Raw genomic sequence first — 20,172 nt, forward strand, 5'->3', positions numbered from 1 at the left:
ACCGGGCTGGTGTCAGCGGCCGCTCAGGTCCCCGGCAGCACCTCGGTCACCCGCCCGCCGTCGACCTCCCAGCGGCGGGTGAGCCGCACCGTCTCCAGCATCCGCCGGTCGTGCGTGACCAGCAGCAGCGTCCCGTCGAAGGCCTCCAGCGCCTGTTCCAGCTGCTCGATCGCCGGCAGGTCCAGGTGGTTGGTCGGCTCGTCCAGCACCAGCAGGTTGACCCCGCGCGCCTGCAGCAGCGCCAGCGCCGCCCTCGTCCGCTCCCCCGGCGACAGCGAGGACGCGGGCCGGCCCACGTGGTCCCCGACCAGCCCGAACTTGGCCAGCAGGGTGCGCCGGTCGGCGTCGGTCCACTCCGGCAGCTCCAGGGCGAAGACCCGCGCCAGCGGCGCGTCCTGCCGGTCCAGCAGGTCGCGCGCCTGGTCGACCTCGCCGACGACCACCCGCGAGCCCGCCGAGACGCTCCCCTCGTCCGGCGCCAGCCGACCCATCAGGAGGGCCAGCAGGGTCGTCTTGCCCGCCCCGTTCGGCCCGGTGATCGCCACCCGGTCCCCGAGGTCCAGCTGCACGTCGACCGGGCCGAGGGTGAAGCCGCCCCGGCGCACCACCGCCGCGCGCGAGACCGCGACGACGTCGCCGGAGCGCGGCGCCCGCGCGATGGAGAACTGCAGCACCCACTCCTTGCGCGGCTCCTCCACCTCCTCCAGCCGCTCCAGCATCCGCTGCGTCTGCCGGGCCTTGGCCGCCTGCTTCTCCGAGGTCGCCTGCTGGTGGAAGCGGACGTTCTTGTCCTTCTCCTTGCGCCGCGCCAGCTTGGTGTTGGCCGCGCGGACGCCCTTGTCCATCCACGCGCGCTGCATCCGGGCGCGCGACTCGAGGGACCGGCGGCGCGCGGCATACTCCTCGTAGGCCTCCCGCGCGTGCCGCCGGGTGATCGAGCGCTCCTCCAGGTAGGCGTCGTAGCCGCCCCCGTAGGCGAGCACCCGCTGCAGGCTGCGGTCGATCTCCACGACCGTGGTGACCGTCGCGGAGAGGAACGCGCGGTCGTGGCTGACCAGCACGACCGGCGCGTCCAGCCCCTGCACGAACTCCTCCAGCAGGTCCAGCCCGGCCACGTCCAGGTCGTTGGTCGGCTCGTCCAGCAGATAGCCGTCGTAGCGCGACAGCAGCAGCCCGGCCAGCCCGACCCTGGCCGCCTGCCCGCCGGAGAGGCTGCGGACCTCGCGGTCCAGGTCGACCACCAGCCCGAGCCGCGCGGCGACCTCCTCGGCCCGCTCGTCCAGGTCCGCTCCCCCGAGCGTCAGCCAGGTCTCCAGCGCCTGGGAGTATGCGGTGCCGCTCGCCTCCTCCTCGGGCCGCTCGGCGAGCCCGTGCGCGGCGGCGTCCAGCGCCCCCTGGGCTCCGGTCACCCCGGTCCGCCGGCCCAGCGACTGTCGGATGGTCTCCCCCGCCGGTGAGTCCGGCTCCTGGGTGAGCAGCCCGAGGTGCGCCGTGCGGGGGGAGACGATCACCTGACCGGTCTGCGGCGTCCGGCGGCCGGCGAGGACGTGCAGCAGCGTGGACTTGCCCGCGCCGTTGGGCCCCACGAGCCCGACGACGTCGCCGGGCGCGACGACCAGGTCGAGGCCGGAGAAGAGAGTGGTGGCCCCGTGGCCGACGGCCACGTCCCTGGCCTGGATGGTCGCGCTCACGGCCGACAGTGTGGCACCCCTCAGAGGCGGGCGCGCAGGGCCGGGCTACGTCGACCGGATCGAAGGGCCGACCTCGGTCACCCGCACGCGCCTCCCGCCGGCGCGCAGCGTCCTGTAGCCCTCGGACAGCTCCTCGGATGAGAGGCCACACCAGACCTCGCCCCTGCGGGGCTCGACCACCGGGGGGGCGGAGCCCACGAGGTCGCTCATGGCGGCGTAGCGAGTGGTCAGGGCGTCGTCACGTGTGGACAGCGACAGCGGCCCCGTCGCGGCCCAGTCCCAGGCCGCACGTTGCATGCTGAGGAGCAGGTCGGGTCGGTCGAGGAGCGTCTCGACCGACCCGAGCAGCCGCGACACCCGCTCGTGCAGCGGCAGGTCGGTCGGCACGAGGAGCATGCCCAGACCGGGAGGAAGCAGCTCGGTGACGTGCTCCATACCCGGTCCGCTGCTCGTCACAGGAACGACACCGTGAGCCAGGGCCTCGATGAGCACCATCCCGAAGCTCTCGAACCGGCTGGGAGCGAGCAGCACGTCGGCGTCCGCCAGCAGTGACAGCACGTCCTCTCTGGGCAGCCGGTCGTGCACGGTCGCCGCGCCGAGCCGCCCGCGCCATGGCTCCGGGCATGGACCGACCCAGCTCAGACGCAGCTCCTCCTTGCCGCGGCAGCGGACGAGCTCGGCCATGACCTGGGCGGCCTCCGGCCCCCCCTTGTCCTCCCAGCCGTCACCGACGAAAGCGACGTGCACCGGCCGGCAGTGGTCCGGTCGCGCGGGAGCGGGCTTAGGACCGGGCGGCACGGCGGGGCGGACGACCTCGGAACGTTCTTCGAGACGGTCGTGCGCTGCGCCTCCGGCGACGTCGAGCGTGAGGTCGAGGGCCTCGTCGAGCGCACGGCGAGTTCGGAACAGGACACCGACGCAGGCATCGTCGAGGTATGCCGCGAGCATGAGCAAGACCCGTCGACGCACGACCGGGTGGTCCGACGGCGGAAGTGCCCGGCCACCGCGGACCAAGGGCCTGCCGTAGAGGAGGGTGAGGACCAGATCGTCGGTGTCCACCACGAAGGGCACTCCCCCGTCGACGGGCAGCCGCGAGGAGTGGACGCCGGTCAGCCCGGCACCGGCCGGGGGCACCTCGTAACGGACCCGCTCGAGCACGCTGGGCTGCGCGAACGGGTCCCTCCGCTCCGGCCCTGCTGCCCGGGGCAGCAGGAACCGGTGACGGTGGAGGAGGTCGACGTACCGGACGCCGACGGGAGGCGACGCCGTCAGCGACCCGTGGATGCCCCGGTGCAGCTCGGCGGACGGGCCGAGCGCGACGAGCACAGGTCGGTCAGTACTGCCGCTGGGCCCACTGGGCCCAGAAGCCGTCGTCATCCCGCATGCGGGAGACCTCGAAGCTGCCTGCCCTGCTGGCCGCCAGGAAATCCAGCGCCTTGCGGAAGTCCTCCTTGGACACACGGCCCTTCTCGACCGTGGGGGCGCCCTGACCACCGAGCAGCTGCACGAAGGCCGCGCGCTCCTCCTCACCCAGCGTGCCGCCAAACTCCTCAAGCTTGCGCAGGAGACTGTCTCCGACGTTGCCCGGCTCCTTCTTCTCCATGGTCACACCCTTTCTCGTGGACGGAACTGCCTTGCTCGCCGGGGAGGGTCCCCGGAGTCGGTGCACGGGTCGGGAAGAAGGTCACGAGGCTGAGGGATGCCGTCGGCGTCGAGCGGGACAGGACGGGCACGGACGTGGTCGATGAGGGGCAGCAGACCGCAGCAGTCGGCACGGTGGCTCGGGTTGTGCCGCGCCGAGGTGTATCGCTCGTGAGGGCACCAGCCCTGGCAGACGTCGAACCCCGGGCACCTGCGCATCCCCTCCAGCGCATGCTCGTTGGCCTCCCGCAGGGCCTCCATCGCGGGGCTCGCAGCCATCGACAGGAAGTCCTGCGTGAGGACGTTGCCCAGGGTGTATCGCTCGTCGCCCAGGAACAGGTCGCAGTGCGCTACCCGCCCGTCCGGCTCGACGAGGTAGTAGGCGCCCAGGCAGCCGCCCGCCAGCGTGCACGGCCGGTGCCGGGTGCCCGCGACCTTGCGGCGCAGCACCTCGAGCTCCCTGATGTGGACGTCTGGGTCGCCGTGCTCGCGCCAGATGTCGTCGAGCTCGGTCATGAACGCCATGAACCGCGGCGGGTCGACGTAGCGGTCGGCGGGCGTGCCCGGGGCGGCGGACGGGTTGTTGGGCGGTTTGACAGGGAGGAGCCCGAAGCGGGGAAGTCCGGCCTCGAGGAAGAAATCGAAGATCCGTCGCGGCCCGAGGGCCAGGGCCTCCTCGTCCAGGACCATCAGCACGGACGGCTCGATGCCGTGGTCGCGCAGCACCCGCACGCCGCGCAGCACGTCGGCGAAGGACCCGGCGCCGGATACGTAGCGCCGGGTGCGGTCGTGGATCTCTGCGGGTCCATCGAGGCTGATGCCGACCGAGAAGGAGTGCCGGGCCAGGAACGCGGCCCATTCCGCGTCGATCCGTGTGGCGTTGGTCTGGATCTCGTTGCGGATGATCGTGCCCGGCTGGCGGAATCGCGACTGTAGGTAGAGTGCACGCTCGTAGAACCGGCGCGGCAGGAGGGTCGTCTCGCCGCCGTGCCAGACGACGTCGAGCACCGCAGGGTTGCTGTGCCGCAAAGCCTTGAGCAGCGTGTGCGCCAGGACTGGCAGACGCATGGTCTGGTCGGGGCCGGCGCGCCAGTCGTTGCAGTAGGAGCAGCGAAGGTTGCACAGCCTCGTGCCCTTGACTATGAGGGTGAGCCCCCGACCACGCGGCGGCACCTCTACGGGCACTGCGTCCAGGCGCTCGACCAGACGCAGCTCGGCGGGGTTGAAGAGCTGCGTCGAGTCGGAGCTGGCCCGCAGCCGGTCGGCGGGGTCGAGCTGGGCGAGCACCGCCGGGTACAGGAGCTCACGCTCGGCGTCGGGCAGGGTGTCCGCCAGCCCGGCCAACGACTGGATCACGCGGTCCAGAGCGGTACCGGCCTTTTCCCCCGAAACCGACATCAGGACCGCCCCCTCGGACGAGATTGTGATCTACGGCATATTACGTCCGCTGAGGATCCGCGCGCAAGACCACGCCAGTCCTTCGAGACCAGACGTGGCGTGACCGCAGCAGGCCTCCGCGGAGACTCATCTACTACGCTAGATGGTAGAAGAGCAGGTGCGTCCCGCGCCGTCCAATCCCGGCAGGTGCAGGAGCCCAGGAGAGGAGACCCCGTGACCTACTCGAAGGTGCTGGTCCCGATCGCCCCTTCCTACGGGAAGGATGCGCGGCGCGCGCTGGACGTGGCGCGCTCGCTGCTCGACCCCGGCGGCATGATCACCGTGGTCTCGGTGCTCGAGGACATGCCCCGCTACCTCTACCCCGAGGTGGCCTCGATCATCCCTGTCGTCGAGGAGAACCAGCGCGCGGTCCGGGAGGCGATGGCCCGGGACTTCACCGCTCCCGACGTCGAGGTGGTGACGCTCTCGGGCCACCCGACCCGGGCGATCCTCGACCTGGCCAAGGAGGAGGACCACGACTGCATCGTGATCGCCTCGGCTCAGCCTGGCTGGGAGCACTTCTTCCTCGGGTCGACCGCCTCGGGCGTCGTGCGGCACGCCCGGTGCTCGGTCCACGTGGTGCGCGGCTGAGCGGCCCCGGACATGCGGCGAGGCCCCGCGCTGTTCGCGCGGGGCCTCGTCGTCAGAAGTTGTCGTGCTAGCTCAACTCAGAGCGGGCGGACCTTCTCAGCCTGGGGGCCCTTCTGGCCCTGGGTCACGTCGAACTCCACCTTCTGCCCCTCCTGGAGCTCACGGTAGCCGGAGCTGTCGATGGCGGAGTAGTGAACGAAAACGTCCGCGCCGCCCCCGTCCTGCTCGATGAAACCGAAGCCCTTCTCGGAGTTGAACCACTTCACGGTGCCTGTTGCCACTGGTGCTGCCTCATTCTTGATCGTATGTCGGGACCCACGTGTGCGGCCCTCCGGATCGCCGGAGGTGTCTTCGATTTCAGGCACCGGACCCATGAAGGACCGGTAGATCTCGTAGACACTGTTACGGGGATCAGGATGGACGCTACCACGGTCAGGGCCCAGACCCAACGCGGGGCAGACTGCGGCGCTGTCGGCTACCTGCCCGCCGGGCCGGCGTCGTCCTGCTGCGCAGCGTCCCGGAGGTGCTCCAGCACCGCCTCGGCCACCTCGCCGGTGCTGGCCGAGCCCCCCAGGTCTGGCGTGCGCACCCCGGACGTCAGGGTCGCCGTGACCGCCGAGAGCAGCTCGGCCCCGGCCTCCGGGTGGCCCAGGTGGTCGAGCATCATCGACGCGGTCCAGATCATCCCCAACGGGTTGGCGACGCCCCGCCCGGCGATGTCCGGCGCGGACCCGTGCACCGGCTCGAACATCGAGGGGTGCTCCTTCTCGGGGTTGAGGTTGCCCGACGGCGCGATCCCGATGCTGCCGACCATCGCCGCCCCGAGGTCGGTCAGGATGTCGCCGAAGAGGTTCGAGGCGACGACGACGTCGAACCGGCCGGGGTCGCGGACGAACTGCGCCGCCAGCGCGTCGATGTGGTAGTCCGCCACCTCCACCCCGGGGTAGCCCGCGGCCACCTCGTGGACGACCTCGTCCCAGAACGGCATCGTGTGCACGATCCCGTTGGACTTGGTCGCCGAGGCCAGGCTCCCCCGCCGCGAGGACGCCAGGTCGAGGGCGTAGCGGGCCACCCGCGTCACCCCGCGCCGGGTGAAGACCGACTCCTGGACCGCGATCTCGTCCTCGGTCCCGCGATAGACGCGGCCGCCGACCTCGGAGTACTCCCCCTCGTTGTTCTCCCGCACCACGACGAAGTCGATGTCCTCGCCCTCGCGCAGCCGCAGCGGACACTCGATGCCGGGCAGCAGCCTGACCGGCCGCAGGTTGACGTACTGCCGGAAGGCCCGACGGATCGGGATCAGCAGCCCCCAGAGCGACACGTGGTCGGGCACGCCCGGGAAGCCGACGGCGCCGAGCAGGATCTGGTCCGCCCCCGCCAGCTGGTCGATCCCGTCCGCGGGCATCATCCGGCCGGTCCTGGTGTAGTGCTCGCAGCTCCAGCCGTGGTGCTGCCAGGCGAACTCCAGGCCGTGGCGCGGGCCGATCTCCTCCAGGATCCCCAGGGCCGGCTCCATCACCTCGGCGCCGATCCCGTCGCCGGGGATCACCGCGACGGTGACCTTTCGCGGGCTGTCTGGCGACTGCATCTGCATACCTCCGGGTCGGGCGACGTCAGGTCCGGGTCCATCGTGCCTGACGGTCCAGGGCCCGTGCCCCGTCGCGGCCGGGCCGATGAGCTTCCGCCCCCTGGGCTCGCGCCCGGTCGGGCCGGCCGTTAGCGTCGGGCCATGAGCAACGACACGAGCCTGACCGTCACCCGGACCATCGACGCATCGGCAGCCGAGATCTTCGACGTGCTCTCCCTGCCCTCGCGCCACGTCGAGCTGGACGGGTCCGGCTTCGTCCGGTCCGTCGACCACGGCGACCGCATCACCGCCGTGGGCCAGACGTTCACGATGAACATGGCCGGTGACCACATGGGCGGGGAGTACCAGACCGACAACCACGTCACCGGCTACGACGACGGCCGGCTGCTCGCGTGGGAGACCGCGCCGGCCGGGACCGAGCCGCCCGGGTGGCAGTGGGTGTGGGAGCTTCTCCCGCAGGGCCCCGGAAGCACCGAGGTGCGCCACACCTACGACTGGGGCAAGGTCACCGACAAGGACCTGCTCGCCAAGGTGTCCTTCCCGCTCGTGGAGGAGGAGCAGCTCGAGGACACGCTGGGGCGCCTGGCGGCGGCCGTTGCCAGCGACTGAGCGGCGCGCGGCCAGCGTGTCCCGCAGCATCGTGTCCCTCGTCCCCACGGACGCGGGCACCAGGAGCAGCCCATGACCACCGACCACGGCCACGACCTGCTCTTCGGCACCTTCGTGACCCCGACCAACCACCCCGTCCACCAGGCCGTCGAGCAGGCGGTCGTCGCCGACCGGGCCGGGCTCGACCTGGTCACCTTCCAGGACCACCCCTACCTCCCCCGGTTCCACGACACCTGGACGCTGCTCGGGTATGCCGCAGCTCGCACCGAGCGCGTCCGGCTCGCCCCCAACGTCACCAACCTGCCGCTGCGTCCGCCCGCCGTGCTGGCACGGGCCGCGGCCTCCCTGGACCTGCTCAGCGGCGGCCGCGTCGAGCTCGGCCTGGGCGCCGGCGGCTTCTGGGACGGCATCGCCGCGATGGGCGGTCCGCGACGCAGCCCCGGCGAGTCCGTCGAGGCCCTCGAGGAGGCGATCGCGATCATCCGCGGCGTCTGGGACCCGCAGGAGCGCGGCGGGCTGTCGGTGCGCGGCACGCACTACGACGTCCACGGCGCGAAGCGGGGCCCCGCGCCGGCGCACCCGATCGGGATCTGGGTGGGCGCCTACAAACCCCGCATGCTGCGCCTGGTCGGCAGGCTCGCCGACGGGTGGCTGCCCTCGTTGCAGTACCTGCCCGGCGGCGCCAGGAGTCTTGCCGGGATGAACGAGCGGATCGACGACGCGGCCGTGGCCGCCGGCCGCGAGCCGGGCGAGGTGCGCCGGCTGCTCAACATCGGCGGGCGGTTCGCCGCCCGGGGCGGCGGGTTCCTCCAGGGACCGCCCGCGCAGTGGGCGGAGGAGCTGGCCGGGGTCGCCCTGGCCTACGGGACCAGCGGCTTCCTGCTGGCCTCCGACGACACGACGCTGACCGAGACGTTCGCCGCGGAGGTCGCGCCCGCCGTGCGGGAGCTGGTCGCCGCGGCCCGGGCGTCCTGAGCGAGGTCAACGCTGCCGGTAGGCCGGCCCCAGCAGCTCGACCAGGGGCCGGCCGCGCACCCTGACCGCCACCTGCGGCACCTGCCCGAGCAGGCTGGCCACCGCCGCCGGTGCAGACGCAGGCAGCTCCCCCTGCAGCTGGTAGAAGGTGTCGAGCCGCTCCTCCAGCGGGACGTCGGTCTCCTCCCGGGCGTCGGCCGCCGGCGGCCCTCCGGCCGCCGCACCGATGTTGTCGAGCAGGTCCTCCCGGGTCCGGCCGCGCCACGCCAGGATGCGGAAGGGGTCCTCGTCGAAGGACTCCGCCAGCAGGTAGAGCGTGGCCGCCAGGTGCTTGCACGGCACGCTCCAGTCGGGGCAGGAGCAGTCCATCGACAGGTCGTCCGCGCTCGAGGGGAACAGGCTGAGCCCGACGCCGGCGAAGACCTCCTCGATGTCCTCGGGCATCTCCCCCGCCAGGAGCCGGGCGAGGTACCAGGCATCGTCGGCCAGGGCCCGCTCCACCTGCGCCCACTGCGCCTTGCCGAAGGTCGTGGCACCCACCCGCACCCGGTAGGGCCGGGCGCGGCTGCCCTGGACGACCGCGCTGACGGTCCCGGCGTCGACCTCGAGGGAGACCACCTGGCCCTTGCGCGCGTAGGTCCTGCCCCGCTGCATCCGCCCGCCGACGACGACGCTGTCCAGCACCTCGATGAAGCGCGCGCCCCACCAGGTCCGCGCGATCGCGCCCCGGGCGCTGCGAGCCCGGATCCCGCCCTCGACGGCACGGGGCCGCGACGGCGGGTAGAAGGAGTCCTTACTCACCGACGGCTCCTTCCGAGAGGCTGAGCAGCTCGCGCAGGTCGCCGGTGGACAGCTCGGTCAGCCAGCTCTCCCCGTCCCGGACGACGAGGTCGGCCAGCGCGGCCTTGTCCTGCAGCATCGCCTCGATCTTCTCCTCCAGCGTGCCGGTGCCGACGAACTTGCGCACCTGCACGTTGCGCTTCTGCCCGATCCGGAAGGCGCGGTCGGTCGCCTGGTTCTCCACCGCGGGGTTCCACCAGCGGTCCAGGTGGATGACGTGGTTCGCGGCGGTCAGGTTGAGCCCGGTCCCGCCGGCCTTGAGGGACAGCACGAACAACGGCGGCCCGTCGCCGGACTGGAACCGCTCGACCATCTCCTGCCGCGCCGTCCGCGAGGTGCCGCCGTGCAGGTAGAGCACGTCGCGCCCGAAGCGGGCCGCCAGGTGCGGCACCACCAGCTCGGCGAACGAGGCGTACTGGGTGAACAGCAGCGCCCGGTCCCCCTCGGCCAGGACCTCCTCGGTGATCTCCTCCAGCCGCAGCACCTTGCCCGAGCGGCGGCCGAGGGCCGCGCCGCGCTCGTGCAGCAGCTGCGCCGGGTGGTTGCACACCTGCTTGAGCTTGGTCATCGCCGCGAGCACGTTGCCCCGGCGCTCGATCCCGTCCGACTCCTCGATCCTGGCCATCATGTCGTCCACGACCGACTGGTAGAGGGCGGCCTGCTCGGTGGTGAGCCGGTAGTGCTCGGTGACCTCGATCTTCTCCGGCAGGTCGTCGATGATCGTGGGGTCGGTCTTGACCCTGCGCAGCACGTAGGGCCGCGTCACCCGCCGCAGCCGCTCGGCGGCGTCGGGGTCGGCGTGCCGCTCGACCGGCACCGCATACCTCGTCCGGAACGACTCGGCGCTGCCGAGCAGCCCCGGGTTGAGGAAGTCCATGATCGACCACAGCTCCCCCAGCCGGTTCTCCACGGGGGTGCCGGTGAGCGCCACCCGGTGGGAGCCCTCCAGCCGGCGCACCGCCCTGGCCGTGCGCGAGTGCCGGTTCTTGATCGCCTGCGCCTCGTCGAGCACGACCCGGTGCCAGGGCACCCGGACGAGGTCGTCCAGGTCGCGCACCGCGGTCGGGTATGTGGTGAGCACCAGGTCGCTGTCCGCGGCCACCCCCGCGAGCTCCTCCCCGCGCAGCCGGGCCGGGCCGTGGTGGGCGTGGACGCGCAGGTGCGGGGCGAACCGGGTCGCCTCGGCCTGCCAGTTGGCGACCAGGGACATCGGGCAGAGCAGCAGCGTGGGCGGCAGGTCCGGCTCGACGCGCGGCCGGTCGCGCTCGGTGGTCTCCAGGGCGAGCAGCTGCAGGGTCTTGCCCAGCCCCATGTCGTCGGCCAGGCACGCGCCCATCCCGAGGTCGGCGAGGAAGCTGAGCCAGGACAGCCCGCGCTCCTGGTAGGGCCGCAGCCTGGCCAGCAGCGTCTCGGGCGGCCGGACCGGGCGCAGCTGCTGGGCGGCGGTCCCCTCGAGCATCGCCCCGAGCCACCCGTCCGCCTCGACGCCGGTCACCTCGAGCGGCAGGTCGTGGTCCTCGGGGTGGGCGGCGGCCAGCGCCAGCACCTGGGCCGCGCTGGTCCGGCCGCGTCCCTGCTCGGCGAGGAACTCCAGCCCCAGACGCACCTGCTCGGGGTCGACGCTCACCCACCGGCCCCTCAGCTGCACCAGCGGGGCCTTGGTGGCGGTGAGCGCCGCGATCTCCTCGGCGGTGAGCGACTCGTCGCCGACCGCCAGGGTCCACTCGAAGTCGCAGAGCTGGTCGCGGCCGAACCGGCCGGCCTCGCGGGGGTCGGTACGGGTGGAGGTGCGCAGCTTCATACCCACCCGGCGGCGGCGGCGCCACCAGTCCGGGACGAGCACGCCGAAGCCGGCCTCCTCCAGCGCGCCGGCACCGTGCAGCAGGAAGTCGTGGGCACCTGCCGTGTCCAGGTCCAGCCCGTCGGGGCGGGCGGACCGCAGTCCCGGGGACAGGGCCGGCCAGACCCGGCTGGCCCTGCCGAGCTCGGTCAGGAGCAGCTCGTGCGGGCGCTCGACCCAGCGCCCCAGCGCCGACGCGTCGGTCCACGCCTGACCGGCCGGGATGAGCAGGCTGGGGTCGTCGGTGGACTGCAGGAGGAACTCGAGGCGCCAGCGGGCAGCGGCGTCCTCGTCGTCCGGGCGCAGCTCGCCCAGGCGGAACGTCGCCCGCGCGGGCCCGACCACCCCGGTGCCGACCTCATCCCAGGGCCGCAGCTCTCGCTCGAGCTCGGCCAGCTGCGCAGGATCGGCGTCGAAGGCGCCGTGCGGACCGGTGAGGGCGGCCAGCCACGCCTCGGCCGCCGGCGTCCGGGCCGGTCGTCGTCCACGGCGGGGCGGCAGGAGCGCCCCGTGGTCGCCGAGCCGCTCGCGCACGCAGGTGTCGACCAGCCGGAGCAGGGCCCGCTCGACGATCCTGCGGGCGGCCGGCGCGCCCTGCTCGGCCCGGCAGACCGGCGGCACGGCGGTGACCAGCTGCTGGTGGGCGAGGACGTCGGGTCCCTGCAGGACCGGGCGCCACGCGGCGCGACCGGCCTGCGCGGCAGTGTCCGCGCGGACGAGGCTCGGCAGCACCCGGCCGCGCTCGGTCAGCTCGTCGGCGAACCGCGCCAGGTCGCGGAGCCAGGCGACCGAGGCACCCGGCCTGGCCCCCGCCCCACCGGCGTCGTCGAGCAGCCACGCCAGCGCCGCGGCAGGCTCGAGGCGGACGACGGGCACCGTCCAGGGCAGCAGGACCGGCGCCGTGCGGCCGGGCCGACGGGGGGTGGTGCGGACGAGCTCGGGCGAGTCGAGCGGCGAGCGCCGCGACGAGGGAAGGAGCAGCTCGAGCTCGCCCGTGGACCCCGTGACGGCCGTCGTCGCCCGACCGGGCGTGCCCCACGGACCGCCGGTCACGGCCTCTGCGGGCGCCGGGCTCAGCGCGGTGACCAGGTCCCGGGCGGCCACCGCGAACGGGTGGGGCCGCGCGGTGCGCACCGCCTCGCTCGGGCTGGTCACCGCAGGCTCGGAGTCCTCGCCCCACAGGCACAGGCGGTCCTGCGACCACAGGGCGTGCACCGCCAGCACCCATACCTCCCGCGACGTCCGGACCGGACGAGACTACACAAGGGCGCGCCGACGGGCTGCCCCCGCAGACGCTCGCCGTTGACGCTACGTCAGCCGCGGGTCTACCGTGTCCCTGACGGCACCTGGGGTCTGCGTGCCGAGAGCCTGTTCGTGGGGGCGGTCCTGCACCGCCATCGGGGCAGCGGCGACGCTGTCCGCCCGCACCCGACGCCGCTGGGCGTCCTCCGCACTCCTCCCGGGGATCGGCATGCCGGACCGTCTGCGCCTCCTCCGTCCGCAGGACCTGCTCGTCCTCGACGTACGCCTCGTCAACCTGCAGCCGTCCGCCGACGGCACGGTGCTGGAGCGCATCGACCCGGGTCAGCCGGCACGGTTCGCCGTCGAGCTGCCGCCGCAGCACGTCGCCGAGCGGGCCCACTACGAGTTCACCGGGTCCAAGGAGCCGGCCGGGCCGCCGCCGGTCGCCACCCTCGCCGCCGGCCCGAGCCGGCTGGTCTTCGCCCTCCCGGACGACGTCGCCACGGTGCCGCTCAGCCTCGCCGGGCTGCTCGACTGGGACGGGCTGGAGCCTGTCCTGGCACCGGGAGCCCTGCCCCCGGGCACGGCCTCCGGTCCCTCGCCGGCCCCTCCGGGCGAGGACGAGACGGCGATCGAGTTCCCCTACCGGCTGCTCATCAGCCCCGTCGGCCCGACCCGCTGGGTGCACGCGACCGCGGCGGTCACCCTCGGCGGACGCACCGAGCTGTGGCACACCCGGCTCCTCCCCGACGACCGGGGCGGGGATCCCGGTGACGGGAGCTCACCGCCCACCCGGGCTCCGGTCCCCCTGCGGGCGCTGCACGCCAGAGCCGTCCCGGACCGGATGACCACCTCGATGGCACTGACCGACCTGACGGACCTGGTCACCCTGACCTCGGGCTTCACCGCCCCGCCCCGCCGCGGACGGGGCACGTCGTCCGCGGCGTGGGCCAGGCTCCTCCTCCGGCAGCGCCGGCCCGCGCCCGTGCCGCTGGAGGGCGAGCGGGTCGTGCTCACCAGCCTGGGCGCCTCGGTCCGGCTGCAGGGCAGCTTCGACCCGCCCCAGGGAGCGGTGGCCTGGCTGGGCGGACCGGGGGCGGACGCACCGTCGCTGGCGCGCTACGTGCACGTGGCCGGCCTGGGCCGCGACCAGCGCGTCGAGGTCGTCCGGCGCGGCTTCGTCGACACCGGCCACCGGGCCGTCGTCGTGCGGGTCACGGAGCGGCGCTACGAGGCGGCCCAGGTGGGCACCCGGCAGGGACCCCACGGGACCTACGGCGTCTACGGGACGCAGGGCTATCTGCGACAGCACTACCAGGTCCTCATCACCCAACCGCTCCTGGACACCGCCGGGCTGGCCGAGGGCTTCCCGCACGGCGGCCGCGAGATGCCGCTACGCGCGGTCGAGATCACCACCCTGTCCTCGCCGGCGCTCGACCTGCCGATGGACCCCGGGCCCGGCGAGCGGGCGGCACAGCTGCAGCGCTGGTTCGGCCGCCGGATGAGCCTGCGCCGGATCCAGGAAGTGGTGCAGATCGAGCTCGAGGACGCCCTGAAGAAGCCGTGGTGGCTGCGGGCCGCCGGCCAGGACGTGCTCTTCGACCTCGTCGGCACCGACTGGCTCGGGCGGCGGGTCGCCTACAGCCGGCCGCTCATGTTCGTCCCGGAGGTCGCGGCTGCTGACGGCGCGGGCGTCGTCGCCGCATTCGTCCAGGGGCCGGACTCACGGCGGCGGGCCGTGCTCTCGGGCCAGGTCCTGGCGCTGGCCGACCGGACCGGTGCCGCCTCGCCCGAGGCCACGAGCAGCCCGGTCGGGGCGCTGACCTTCGCGCTGGACCTGCGCCGGCCCGGGGCACCCCTGCCCGGCTACCGGCCCTCCTGGGTGTCCCGCCTCGGCTCGGCCGGCGTCGCGCTGGAGCCGTTGGACCGGCTCACCGGCTCCGCGGAGCTCCACGAGGTCAGGCTCACCCCCGACTACCTCGCGCACGGGCTCGACCCGGCCCAGAACCCGACGGGCGGTTTCGCGACGATCGTCGGGGCCGCCGCGCGCCTGGACATGGGGGCCGCCGAGGGAGGCGGGCTCTCCGCCCCGAGCATGGACCTGGACACCCTCTCCGCGCGGGCCGGGCTGGTGTCCTCGGCGCTGGCCGGCGGGCTCGACGCGGTCGGCCTGTCCGCCCTCTTCGGGGGTATGAAGCTCTTCGGCACCGTGCCGCTCGCCCGGCTTCTGGGACCGGTCCCTGCGGCGACGCCGGACCTGTACACCCGGGGCGACGTCCCGGACGATGCCCTGGACGCGATGCGGGACGACCCCGACACCCGCCTGGAGGTGCCGATCCTGCGCTCCCGCGTGCTGCGGGACGGCTCCGGTGCGCCGGTCGGCGTGCGGACCCGCTTCCTGTGGAAGCCCGTGCTGAGGACGGACCCCGGCCTCACCCCGCTCCTGGAGGTGGGAGGCGCCAGGTTCGTCCTCGACGTGGTGACCACGGTGCTCGCCGACGAGGCCGCCCCGCAGGTCCACGTGGTCGGTGAGCTCAGCGGCTTCTCGATGGTCTTCGCCGGGGTCGCCGAGCTGCGCTTCGGCACGTTGCGCTTCGAGACCCTTCCGGGGCGCAAGCCGGACGTGAGCGCGCAGGGCGTCTCGCTCACCTTCGTCGGGGCGCTGGAGTTCGTCAACACGCTGCGCGACCTGCTGCCGGGCAACGGCTTCAGCGACCCGCCCGCGGTCACGGTGGACGAGCAGGGCATCCGGGCCGGGTTCAGCCTCGCCGTGCCGACGATCGGGGTGGGCGTCTTCTCGCTGCAGAACCTCGCCCTGTCCTCCTCGCTGTCGGTGCCCTTCGTCGGCAAGGCCGCCGGGCTGCGTTTCGCGCTGTCCGAGCGGCACCACCCCTTCCTCGTCACCGTCACCCTCTTCGGCGGGGGCGGCTTCTTCGCCCTCGGCATCAGCGCCAACGGGGTGGAGGAGATCGAGGCCTCGATCGAGTTCGGCGGCAACGTCAGTCTCGACATCGGCGTGGCCAGCGGCGGGGTCTACGTCATGGCGGGGGTCTACTTCGGGATGACCGCGCAGGTCACCCAGCTCACCGGCTACCTGCGCATGGGCGGCCACCTCTCGGTGCTCGGCCTGATCTGCGTGTCGCTGGAGTTCTACCTGGCCTTCACCTGGCGGGACAAGGGAGGGGGCCGCAGCGAGATCTGGGGGCAGGCGTCGCTGACGGTCGGCGTGAAGGTGGCGTTCTTCTCCACCAGCGTCACGCTCTCGGTCGAGCGCCGCTTCGCCGGCGCGTCCGGCGACCCCACCCTCGACCAGGTGATGGAGCCGGACGACTGGGAGGCCTACTGCCTCGCCTTCGCCGAGGAGGGACCATGAGCGCCGAGCAGAAGCTGCAGTGGATCGCCCTGCCCCAGGGCACGACACCCGCAGGGTTGCCACGCCTGGCCGCCTTCCTCGCCCCGCGGCTGCGCAGCGAGGGCAACGTCCTGGCCGACCTGCCGGACCTGCTCGCCTGGCCGACCCACGTGGCGGCCGCGACCTGGCACGTGGAGGTCGACGGGACCTCCTTCCCCGCCAGCGTCGCCGGGCCCGCGCCCGACGCCGACCTGTGGGCCGCGCTCTTCCCGCCCGAGACGCCCGTGATGCCCTTCCGGTTCGCCGACCACGCCGACCGGCCGCTGGTCACCTACGGCGTGCGGGCGGTGCTGTCCGACCTGCGCAGGCTCTACGCGACCACGGCGGTCCACGGCGCCGACCTGGTGCCGCTGCGACGGGACGAGGCCCGGGGCGCGCCTCGTGAGGAGCGCGGGCACCGCGTCGGGCTCGACGAGCTGCTCGGCCCCTTCCTGCGCACGCTCGACGGCCGCCTGGGCGAGGTCCGCACCACCGAGGACCGCAAGCAGTTCGTGGGCGCGCTGCTCCAGGACGCCCGCGCGCGCTCGGCGGCCGCCCGGGCCGGCGCCCGCGGCAGGGCCGCACCGGTGGAGCCCATGCCGCCCGGGTCCTGGTCCGAGCACGAGCGGGCCCTCCTCTTCCACACCCGGCCCGAGCAGCAGCCCGTGGACCTGCCGCCGGACGGGACGGCATACCGCGACCGGGTCGACCTGCACCAGATGCTCGGCGCACTGGGCGACCACCCGGACCTGCTGCGCCGGCTCGGCCTCGTCGTGGACCTCGTCCTCGACGAGGGTCTGCCGCGCGCCGCCGCCGACGCACCCGGACTGCTGGCCGTCGTGCCCACGCTGCCCGCGCCGGCGGGCCAGGACGGGGTCAGCAGGTCCCAGCTGAGCCACCTGACCGCCTACGTCCACGACGACGTGCCCGACGACGACCCGGACCACGGGACGCTCTTCGTCGCGGCACGGGCGGTGCCCGACCCGCTCGGCCCCGCCGGCGGCGTCCCGACCGGGCTGGCGCCGGTCCCGCAGACGGCGTTCGCGCTCAACCAGGTGGACGTCGACGGCGCGCTGCTCAAGACGCTCAACCTGGCCGCGACCGTCGCCCGACCCGCATCTTCCCCCGCCGAGCGGCCGCTGGGCCAGCCCGACGCCGCCGGCCTGCCGGCCCTGCGGACCACCGGACTGGGCCTGGTGCACACCGGACGCGCGGGGTCGTTGCAGCAGGAGTTCGTGCGGGCCCTGGAGCACGACACCCTCGCCGAGCTCGACGAGGTGACCGAGCTGCACGCCGAGGACCTCGTGCGCGGGCACCGGCTCGACGTGCTGGACACGACCACCGGCCCGCACTGGCGCTCGTTGCACGCACGGGTCCTCACCGCACGCGCGGAGAGGTTCGCCGGGACGCTGGCGCCGATGCCCGGCGAGGGCTTCCTGACCGTGTCCCTCGCCGGCCCGCCCGTGCCCCCCGGGACCGACCCCGACCCGGACTCCGAGCTCTACGTGCCCGAGGTGCTCGCCACCTGGGACGGGTGGAGCCTGTCGGCCCCCCGGCCCGGCGCCTCGCTCAGCCGCGACGCGCGGGCACCCGACGAGGACGCGCCGGAGACGTTGCCGGCCAGGGTCGGCAACGACCCGCACACCACGATGGGGCTGTCCCTGGAGAGCCGGGTCGCCCCGGGAAGCCTTCCCAGGCTGCGGTTCGGGCACGCCTACCGGGTGCGGCTGCGCGAGGTCGACCTGGCGGGCGGCGGGCTCACCCTGGAGGAGGCCGACTCCTGGCTGGCCTCGCCCGCGGCCGCGACCCCGGCCGTCCCCGCCCAGGGCGCCACCCCCTACCTGCGCTTCGAGCCGGTGCCGGCCCCGGCGGTCGTCCCCGCCCAGCCCTTCGGCGAGGGCGCCTCGGCGTTGCGCCTCGTCGTGCGCAGCGACGTCGGCTCGGACCCGCAGGCCTACGCCGCCGGCAGCGCCGGCGACCTCGAGGAGCTGGGGCTGGAGCCCTACCGCCCGCACGACGACCGGCACGTCGCGCCTCCGAAGGCCGCCTTCGAGACGGTCGAGCGGCACGGCATGCTCGACGTCGCGATGTCCTCGGACGGCACGCCGCCGACGCCGGCGCAGCTGGACGAGATCCGGGCGGCGTTCGACATCGCCACTCGCGAGAAGGGCACCTTCGACGACCCGGGCCTGCCGGGGGCGAGGGTCGTCCAGATCCCCGCCGCTCCCGAGACCGGCCCCGAGCCGAGGGACGCTCGGGAGCCGGCCCGTTACGTGGTGCTCGACACACCGACGGTCGAGCTGCCCTACCTGCCGGACCCGCTCGCCGCCGCCGTGCTCCTGCGCGGGCTGCCCGGCACCCCGGAGGAGGGGTTGCGGGTGGAGACGGCCGGCGCGGTGTGGCACCGCCCGCGCCCGTTCCGGCTGCGGCTGACCGGCACCGGTGACGACGGCGGAGCCGGCACCACCTGGGACGAGCAGACCCGGGTGCTCACGGTCAGGCTGCCGCAGGCCACCACCCTTCGCGTGCGGCTGCTGTCCGTCGTCGAGCAGCTCGACCTCATGGGGATCCTGTCCTGGTGCGAGGAGGAGCTGACCGGCGACGACCTCGACCGCGCCGTCGGGCTGATCAAGACGAACAGCTCCTGGCTGGTCACCCCCTGGCACGAGCTCGAGCTGGTCCACGCCGTGCAGCACCCGCTCGTCGTCCCGGACCTGGACCGGCTGACCGGCCGCAGGGACGTGGCCCAGACCTCTTTCGACCTCGCGGGCCTCGTCCCGGTGGACCCGGCCAGCACCGACCGGGTCGAGGTCGGCGGGAGCTGGTCGGAGTGGGTCGACGAGCCGGGCGGGCCGCCGCGCCGGGTGGCTTCCGCGTCGACGGCCTTCGCCCTGCCCCTGTCACGCGTCACCGCCGCCCCGCCGGACGACGAACGCGCGGCCGTCAGCCTGCTCGGCGAGCGCATGATCAGCTTCGACACCCGGCCCCGGGAGCGGACCGCGCGCTCCTGGCCGCAGGCGCACGAGTTCGGCGACACCCGCCACCGGAGGGTCACCTGGACCGCCACCGCCGCCTCCTCCTTCCGCGAGGACTTCCCCGCCGCGTGGCTCGAGCAGCCCGGGCGGACCAGCGTGACCGGCGCAGGGGTCGAGCTCGACGTGCCCAGCTCGGCGGTGCCGCCGCCGCCCGCGGTGCTGCACGCCATACCGACCCTGGGATGGGAGTCGACGGTCGAGGACGGACGCACGACCGTGACCCGCCGCGGCGGGGGCGTGCGGGTGTGGATGGCCCGGGGGTGGTACGCCTCCGGCGACGGCGAGCTCCTCGGCGTCGTCACCGGCCGGCCCGTCGTCTCCCCCGAGGTCGAGGACTACGACCGGATCTCGATCCTCGCGGCCGACCCCGCGCGGCGCGGCACGGTGCCGGAGAACCTCTCTGCGGACCTGCTGGGCGGCGCGAGCACCACCTCCCCCTTCCTGCCGCTGCCCGGCGGCACCCGGCCCGTGCAGGTGGTGGGCTTCGAGCCGGCCTTCGACGAGGCGTCCGGGCGGTGGTACTGCGACGTCGACGTCGACACCGGCACCGCCTACCAGCCCTTCCTGCGGCTCTCGCTAGTCCGCTACCAGCCGAGCTCGCTGCCGGGGTGCCACCTGTCGGCGCCCGTGCTCGTGGACATCCTCCAGACGCTGCCCGACCGGGTCGCGACCGTCGTGACCGGTGCGGACGACCCGGCGAACCGCACCGTCACCGTGGCCGGGCCCTCCTACGACGCCGTCGCCGACCCCGACGGCGTGCGCACCGACGGGGCCTCCCTGGCGCGGATGACGGTGCGGGTGCAGCGGCGCGACCCGGCGGTCGCCGACGAGGAGCTCGGCTGGGTCGACGACGGGGCCGGCGCCGTCGAGCTCGACGTCACGCGCGAGGGAGGCACTGCGACGTGGAGCGGCCGCATCGGCGTGCCCGACGGCGGTGGCCCCCTGCGCCTGCTCGTCCTCGAGGAGGAGCGCTGGTCCACCGACCCGGGCGTGGGTGAGGGCACCGGGACGGCCACCAGGGTCGTGTATGCCGTGCACCTCCCGGCCACCTGACCCCACCCTGCGGCGCTGCGCGCCCGCGCGGAGCGGCACCGCTGAGCCGGTCACGTCCGCGAGGAGCCGGTCTGGCGTGCACGGACCACTCCCGTGAGTGGCTCACGCACGCGAGGAGACGGTATGGCGTGCACGGACCACTCCGGTGAGTGGCTCACGCACGCGAGCAGACGGTATGGCGTGCACGGACCAGTCCGGTGAGTGGCTCACGCACGCGAGCAGACGCGTGCGCGGATCCC

Annotated in this window: 13 protein-coding genes; 5 read left to right on the forward strand and 8 right to left on the reverse strand. The window is 74.0% G+C overall.

What is annotated here, in order from left to right; translation table 11 throughout:
- Window positions 1–23: 23 nt before the first annotated feature.
- From DV701_RS04725 to DV701_RS04740, 4 genes are read right to left on the reverse strand one after another with little or no spacing between them, the layout of a single operon-like run.
- Entirely contained in the window at window positions 24–1,691 is a 1,668-nt protein-coding gene (locus tag DV701_RS04725; RefSeq protein WP_114927290.1) for an ABC-F family ATP-binding cassette domain-containing protein, read from the reverse strand.
- Between the two features lie 45 nt (window positions 1,692–1,736).
- On the reverse strand, window positions 1,737–3,017 hold the full coding sequence (locus DV701_RS04730; protein ID WP_162802806.1) for a glycosyltransferase: 1,281 nt from the start codon (window positions 3,015–3,017) through the stop codon (window positions 1,737–1,739).
- Between the two features lie 7 nt (window positions 3,018–3,024).
- Window positions 3,025–3,294, reverse strand: coding sequence for a hypothetical protein (locus DV701_RS04735; protein WP_162802807.1), 270 nt, complete (start codon window positions 3,292–3,294; stop codon window positions 3,025–3,027).
- Between the two features lie 2 nt (window positions 3,295–3,296).
- Entirely contained in the window at window positions 3,297–4,688 is a 1,392-nt protein-coding gene (locus tag DV701_RS04740; RefSeq protein ID WP_162802808.1) for a radical SAM/SPASM domain-containing protein, read from the reverse strand.
- A gap of 255 nt (window positions 4,689–4,943) precedes the next feature.
- Between DV701_RS04740 and DV701_RS18130 the strand changes: the two genes are divergently transcribed.
- Window positions 4,944–5,360: a universal stress protein gene (locus tag DV701_RS18130; RefSeq protein WP_162802809.1), complete on the forward strand. Its 417-nt coding sequence runs from the start codon at window positions 4,944–4,946 to the stop codon at window positions 5,358–5,360.
- A gap of 77 nt (window positions 5,361–5,437) precedes the next feature.
- Here DV701_RS18130 and DV701_RS04750 read toward each other — a convergent pair whose 3' ends face one another.
- Together DV701_RS04750 and DV701_RS04755 are read right to left on the reverse strand one after the other, a co-directional pair.
- Window positions 5,438–5,641, reverse strand: a complete 204-nt coding sequence (locus DV701_RS04750) for a cold-shock protein (protein WP_114927294.1) — start codon at window positions 5,639–5,641, stop codon at window positions 5,438–5,440.
- 194 nt (window positions 5,642–5,835) lie between these two features.
- The gene (locus DV701_RS04755; protein ID WP_114930760.1) at window positions 5,836–6,948 is read right to left on the reverse strand and encodes a tartrate dehydrogenase; all 1,113 of its coding nucleotides are present in this window, start codon (window positions 6,946–6,948) and stop codon (window positions 5,836–5,838) included.
- Window positions 6,949–7,089: 141 nt separating this feature from the next.
- On the opposite strand from DV701_RS04755, the gene DV701_RS04760 reads away from it, so the two are divergent.
- Complete coding sequence (locus tag DV701_RS04760; RefSeq protein WP_114927295.1) at window positions 7,090–7,557, forward strand: SRPBCC family protein; 468 nt, start codon at window positions 7,090–7,092, stop codon at window positions 7,555–7,557.
- A 72-nt stretch (window positions 7,558–7,629) separates the two neighbouring features.
- Entirely contained in the window at window positions 7,630–8,532 is a 903-nt protein-coding gene (locus DV701_RS04765; RefSeq protein WP_114927296.1) for an LLM class flavin-dependent oxidoreductase, read from the forward strand.
- A gap of 6 nt (window positions 8,533–8,538) precedes the next feature.
- Here DV701_RS04765 and DV701_RS04770 read toward each other — a convergent pair whose 3' ends face one another.
- Both DV701_RS04770 and DV701_RS04775 read right to left on the reverse strand, forming a co-directional pair.
- Window positions 8,539–9,333 carry an SWIM zinc finger family protein gene (locus DV701_RS04770; protein ID WP_114927297.1) on the reverse strand — a complete coding sequence of 265 codons (795 nt, stop codon included), beginning with the start codon at window positions 9,331–9,333 and terminating at the stop codon, window positions 8,539–8,541.
- Window positions 9,326–12,436 carry a DEAD/DEAH box helicase gene (locus DV701_RS04775; RefSeq protein WP_114927298.1) on the reverse strand — a complete coding sequence of 1,037 codons (3,111 nt, stop codon included), beginning with the start codon at window positions 12,434–12,436 and terminating at the stop codon, window positions 9,326–9,328. The genes DV701_RS04770 and DV701_RS04775 overlap by 8 nt, the downstream gene beginning before the upstream one ends.
- A gap of 247 nt (window positions 12,437–12,683) precedes the next feature.
- Here DV701_RS04775 and DV701_RS04780 point away from each other — a divergent pair, with 247 nt between their 5' ends.
- Complete coding sequence (locus DV701_RS04780; RefSeq protein WP_114927299.1) at window positions 12,684–15,827, forward strand: hypothetical protein; 3,144 nt, start codon at window positions 12,684–12,686, stop codon at window positions 15,825–15,827.
- Window positions 15,824–19,933, forward strand: coding sequence for a hypothetical protein (locus tag DV701_RS04785; protein ID WP_114927300.1), 4,110 nt, complete (start codon window positions 15,824–15,826; stop codon window positions 19,931–19,933). The genes DV701_RS04780 and DV701_RS04785 overlap by 4 nt, the downstream gene beginning before the upstream one ends.
- Window positions 19,934–20,172: the final 239 nt, after the last annotated feature.

This window comes from Ornithinimicrobium avium (assembly GCF_003351765.1).
Taxonomy (GTDB): Bacteria; Actinomycetota; Actinomycetes; order Actinomycetales; family Dermatophilaceae; genus Ornithinicoccus; species Ornithinicoccus avius.

Coding starts and splice junctions, on each gene's coding strand:
- DV701_RS04735 (WP_162802807.1), bottom strand. CDS start 3,294: ATGGAGAAGAAGGAGCCGGGCAACGTCGGAGACAGTCTCCTGCGCAAG.
- DV701_RS04755 (WP_114930760.1), bottom strand. CDS start 6,948: ATGCAGTCGCCAGACAGCCCGCGAAAGGTCACCGTCGCGGTGATCCCC.
- DV701_RS04760 (WP_114927295.1), top strand. CDS start 7,090: ATGAGCAACGACACGAGCCTGACCGTCACCCGGACCATCGACGCATCG.
- DV701_RS04765 (WP_114927296.1), top strand. CDS start 7,630: ATGACCACCGACCACGGCCACGACCTGCTCTTCGGCACCTTCGTGACC.
- DV701_RS04780 (WP_114927299.1), top strand. CDS start 12,684: ATGCCGGACCGTCTGCGCCTCCTCCGTCCGCAGGACCTGCTCGTCCTC.
- DV701_RS04785 (WP_114927300.1), top strand. CDS start 15,824: ATGAGCGCCGAGCAGAAGCTGCAGTGGATCGCCCTGCCCCAGGGCACG.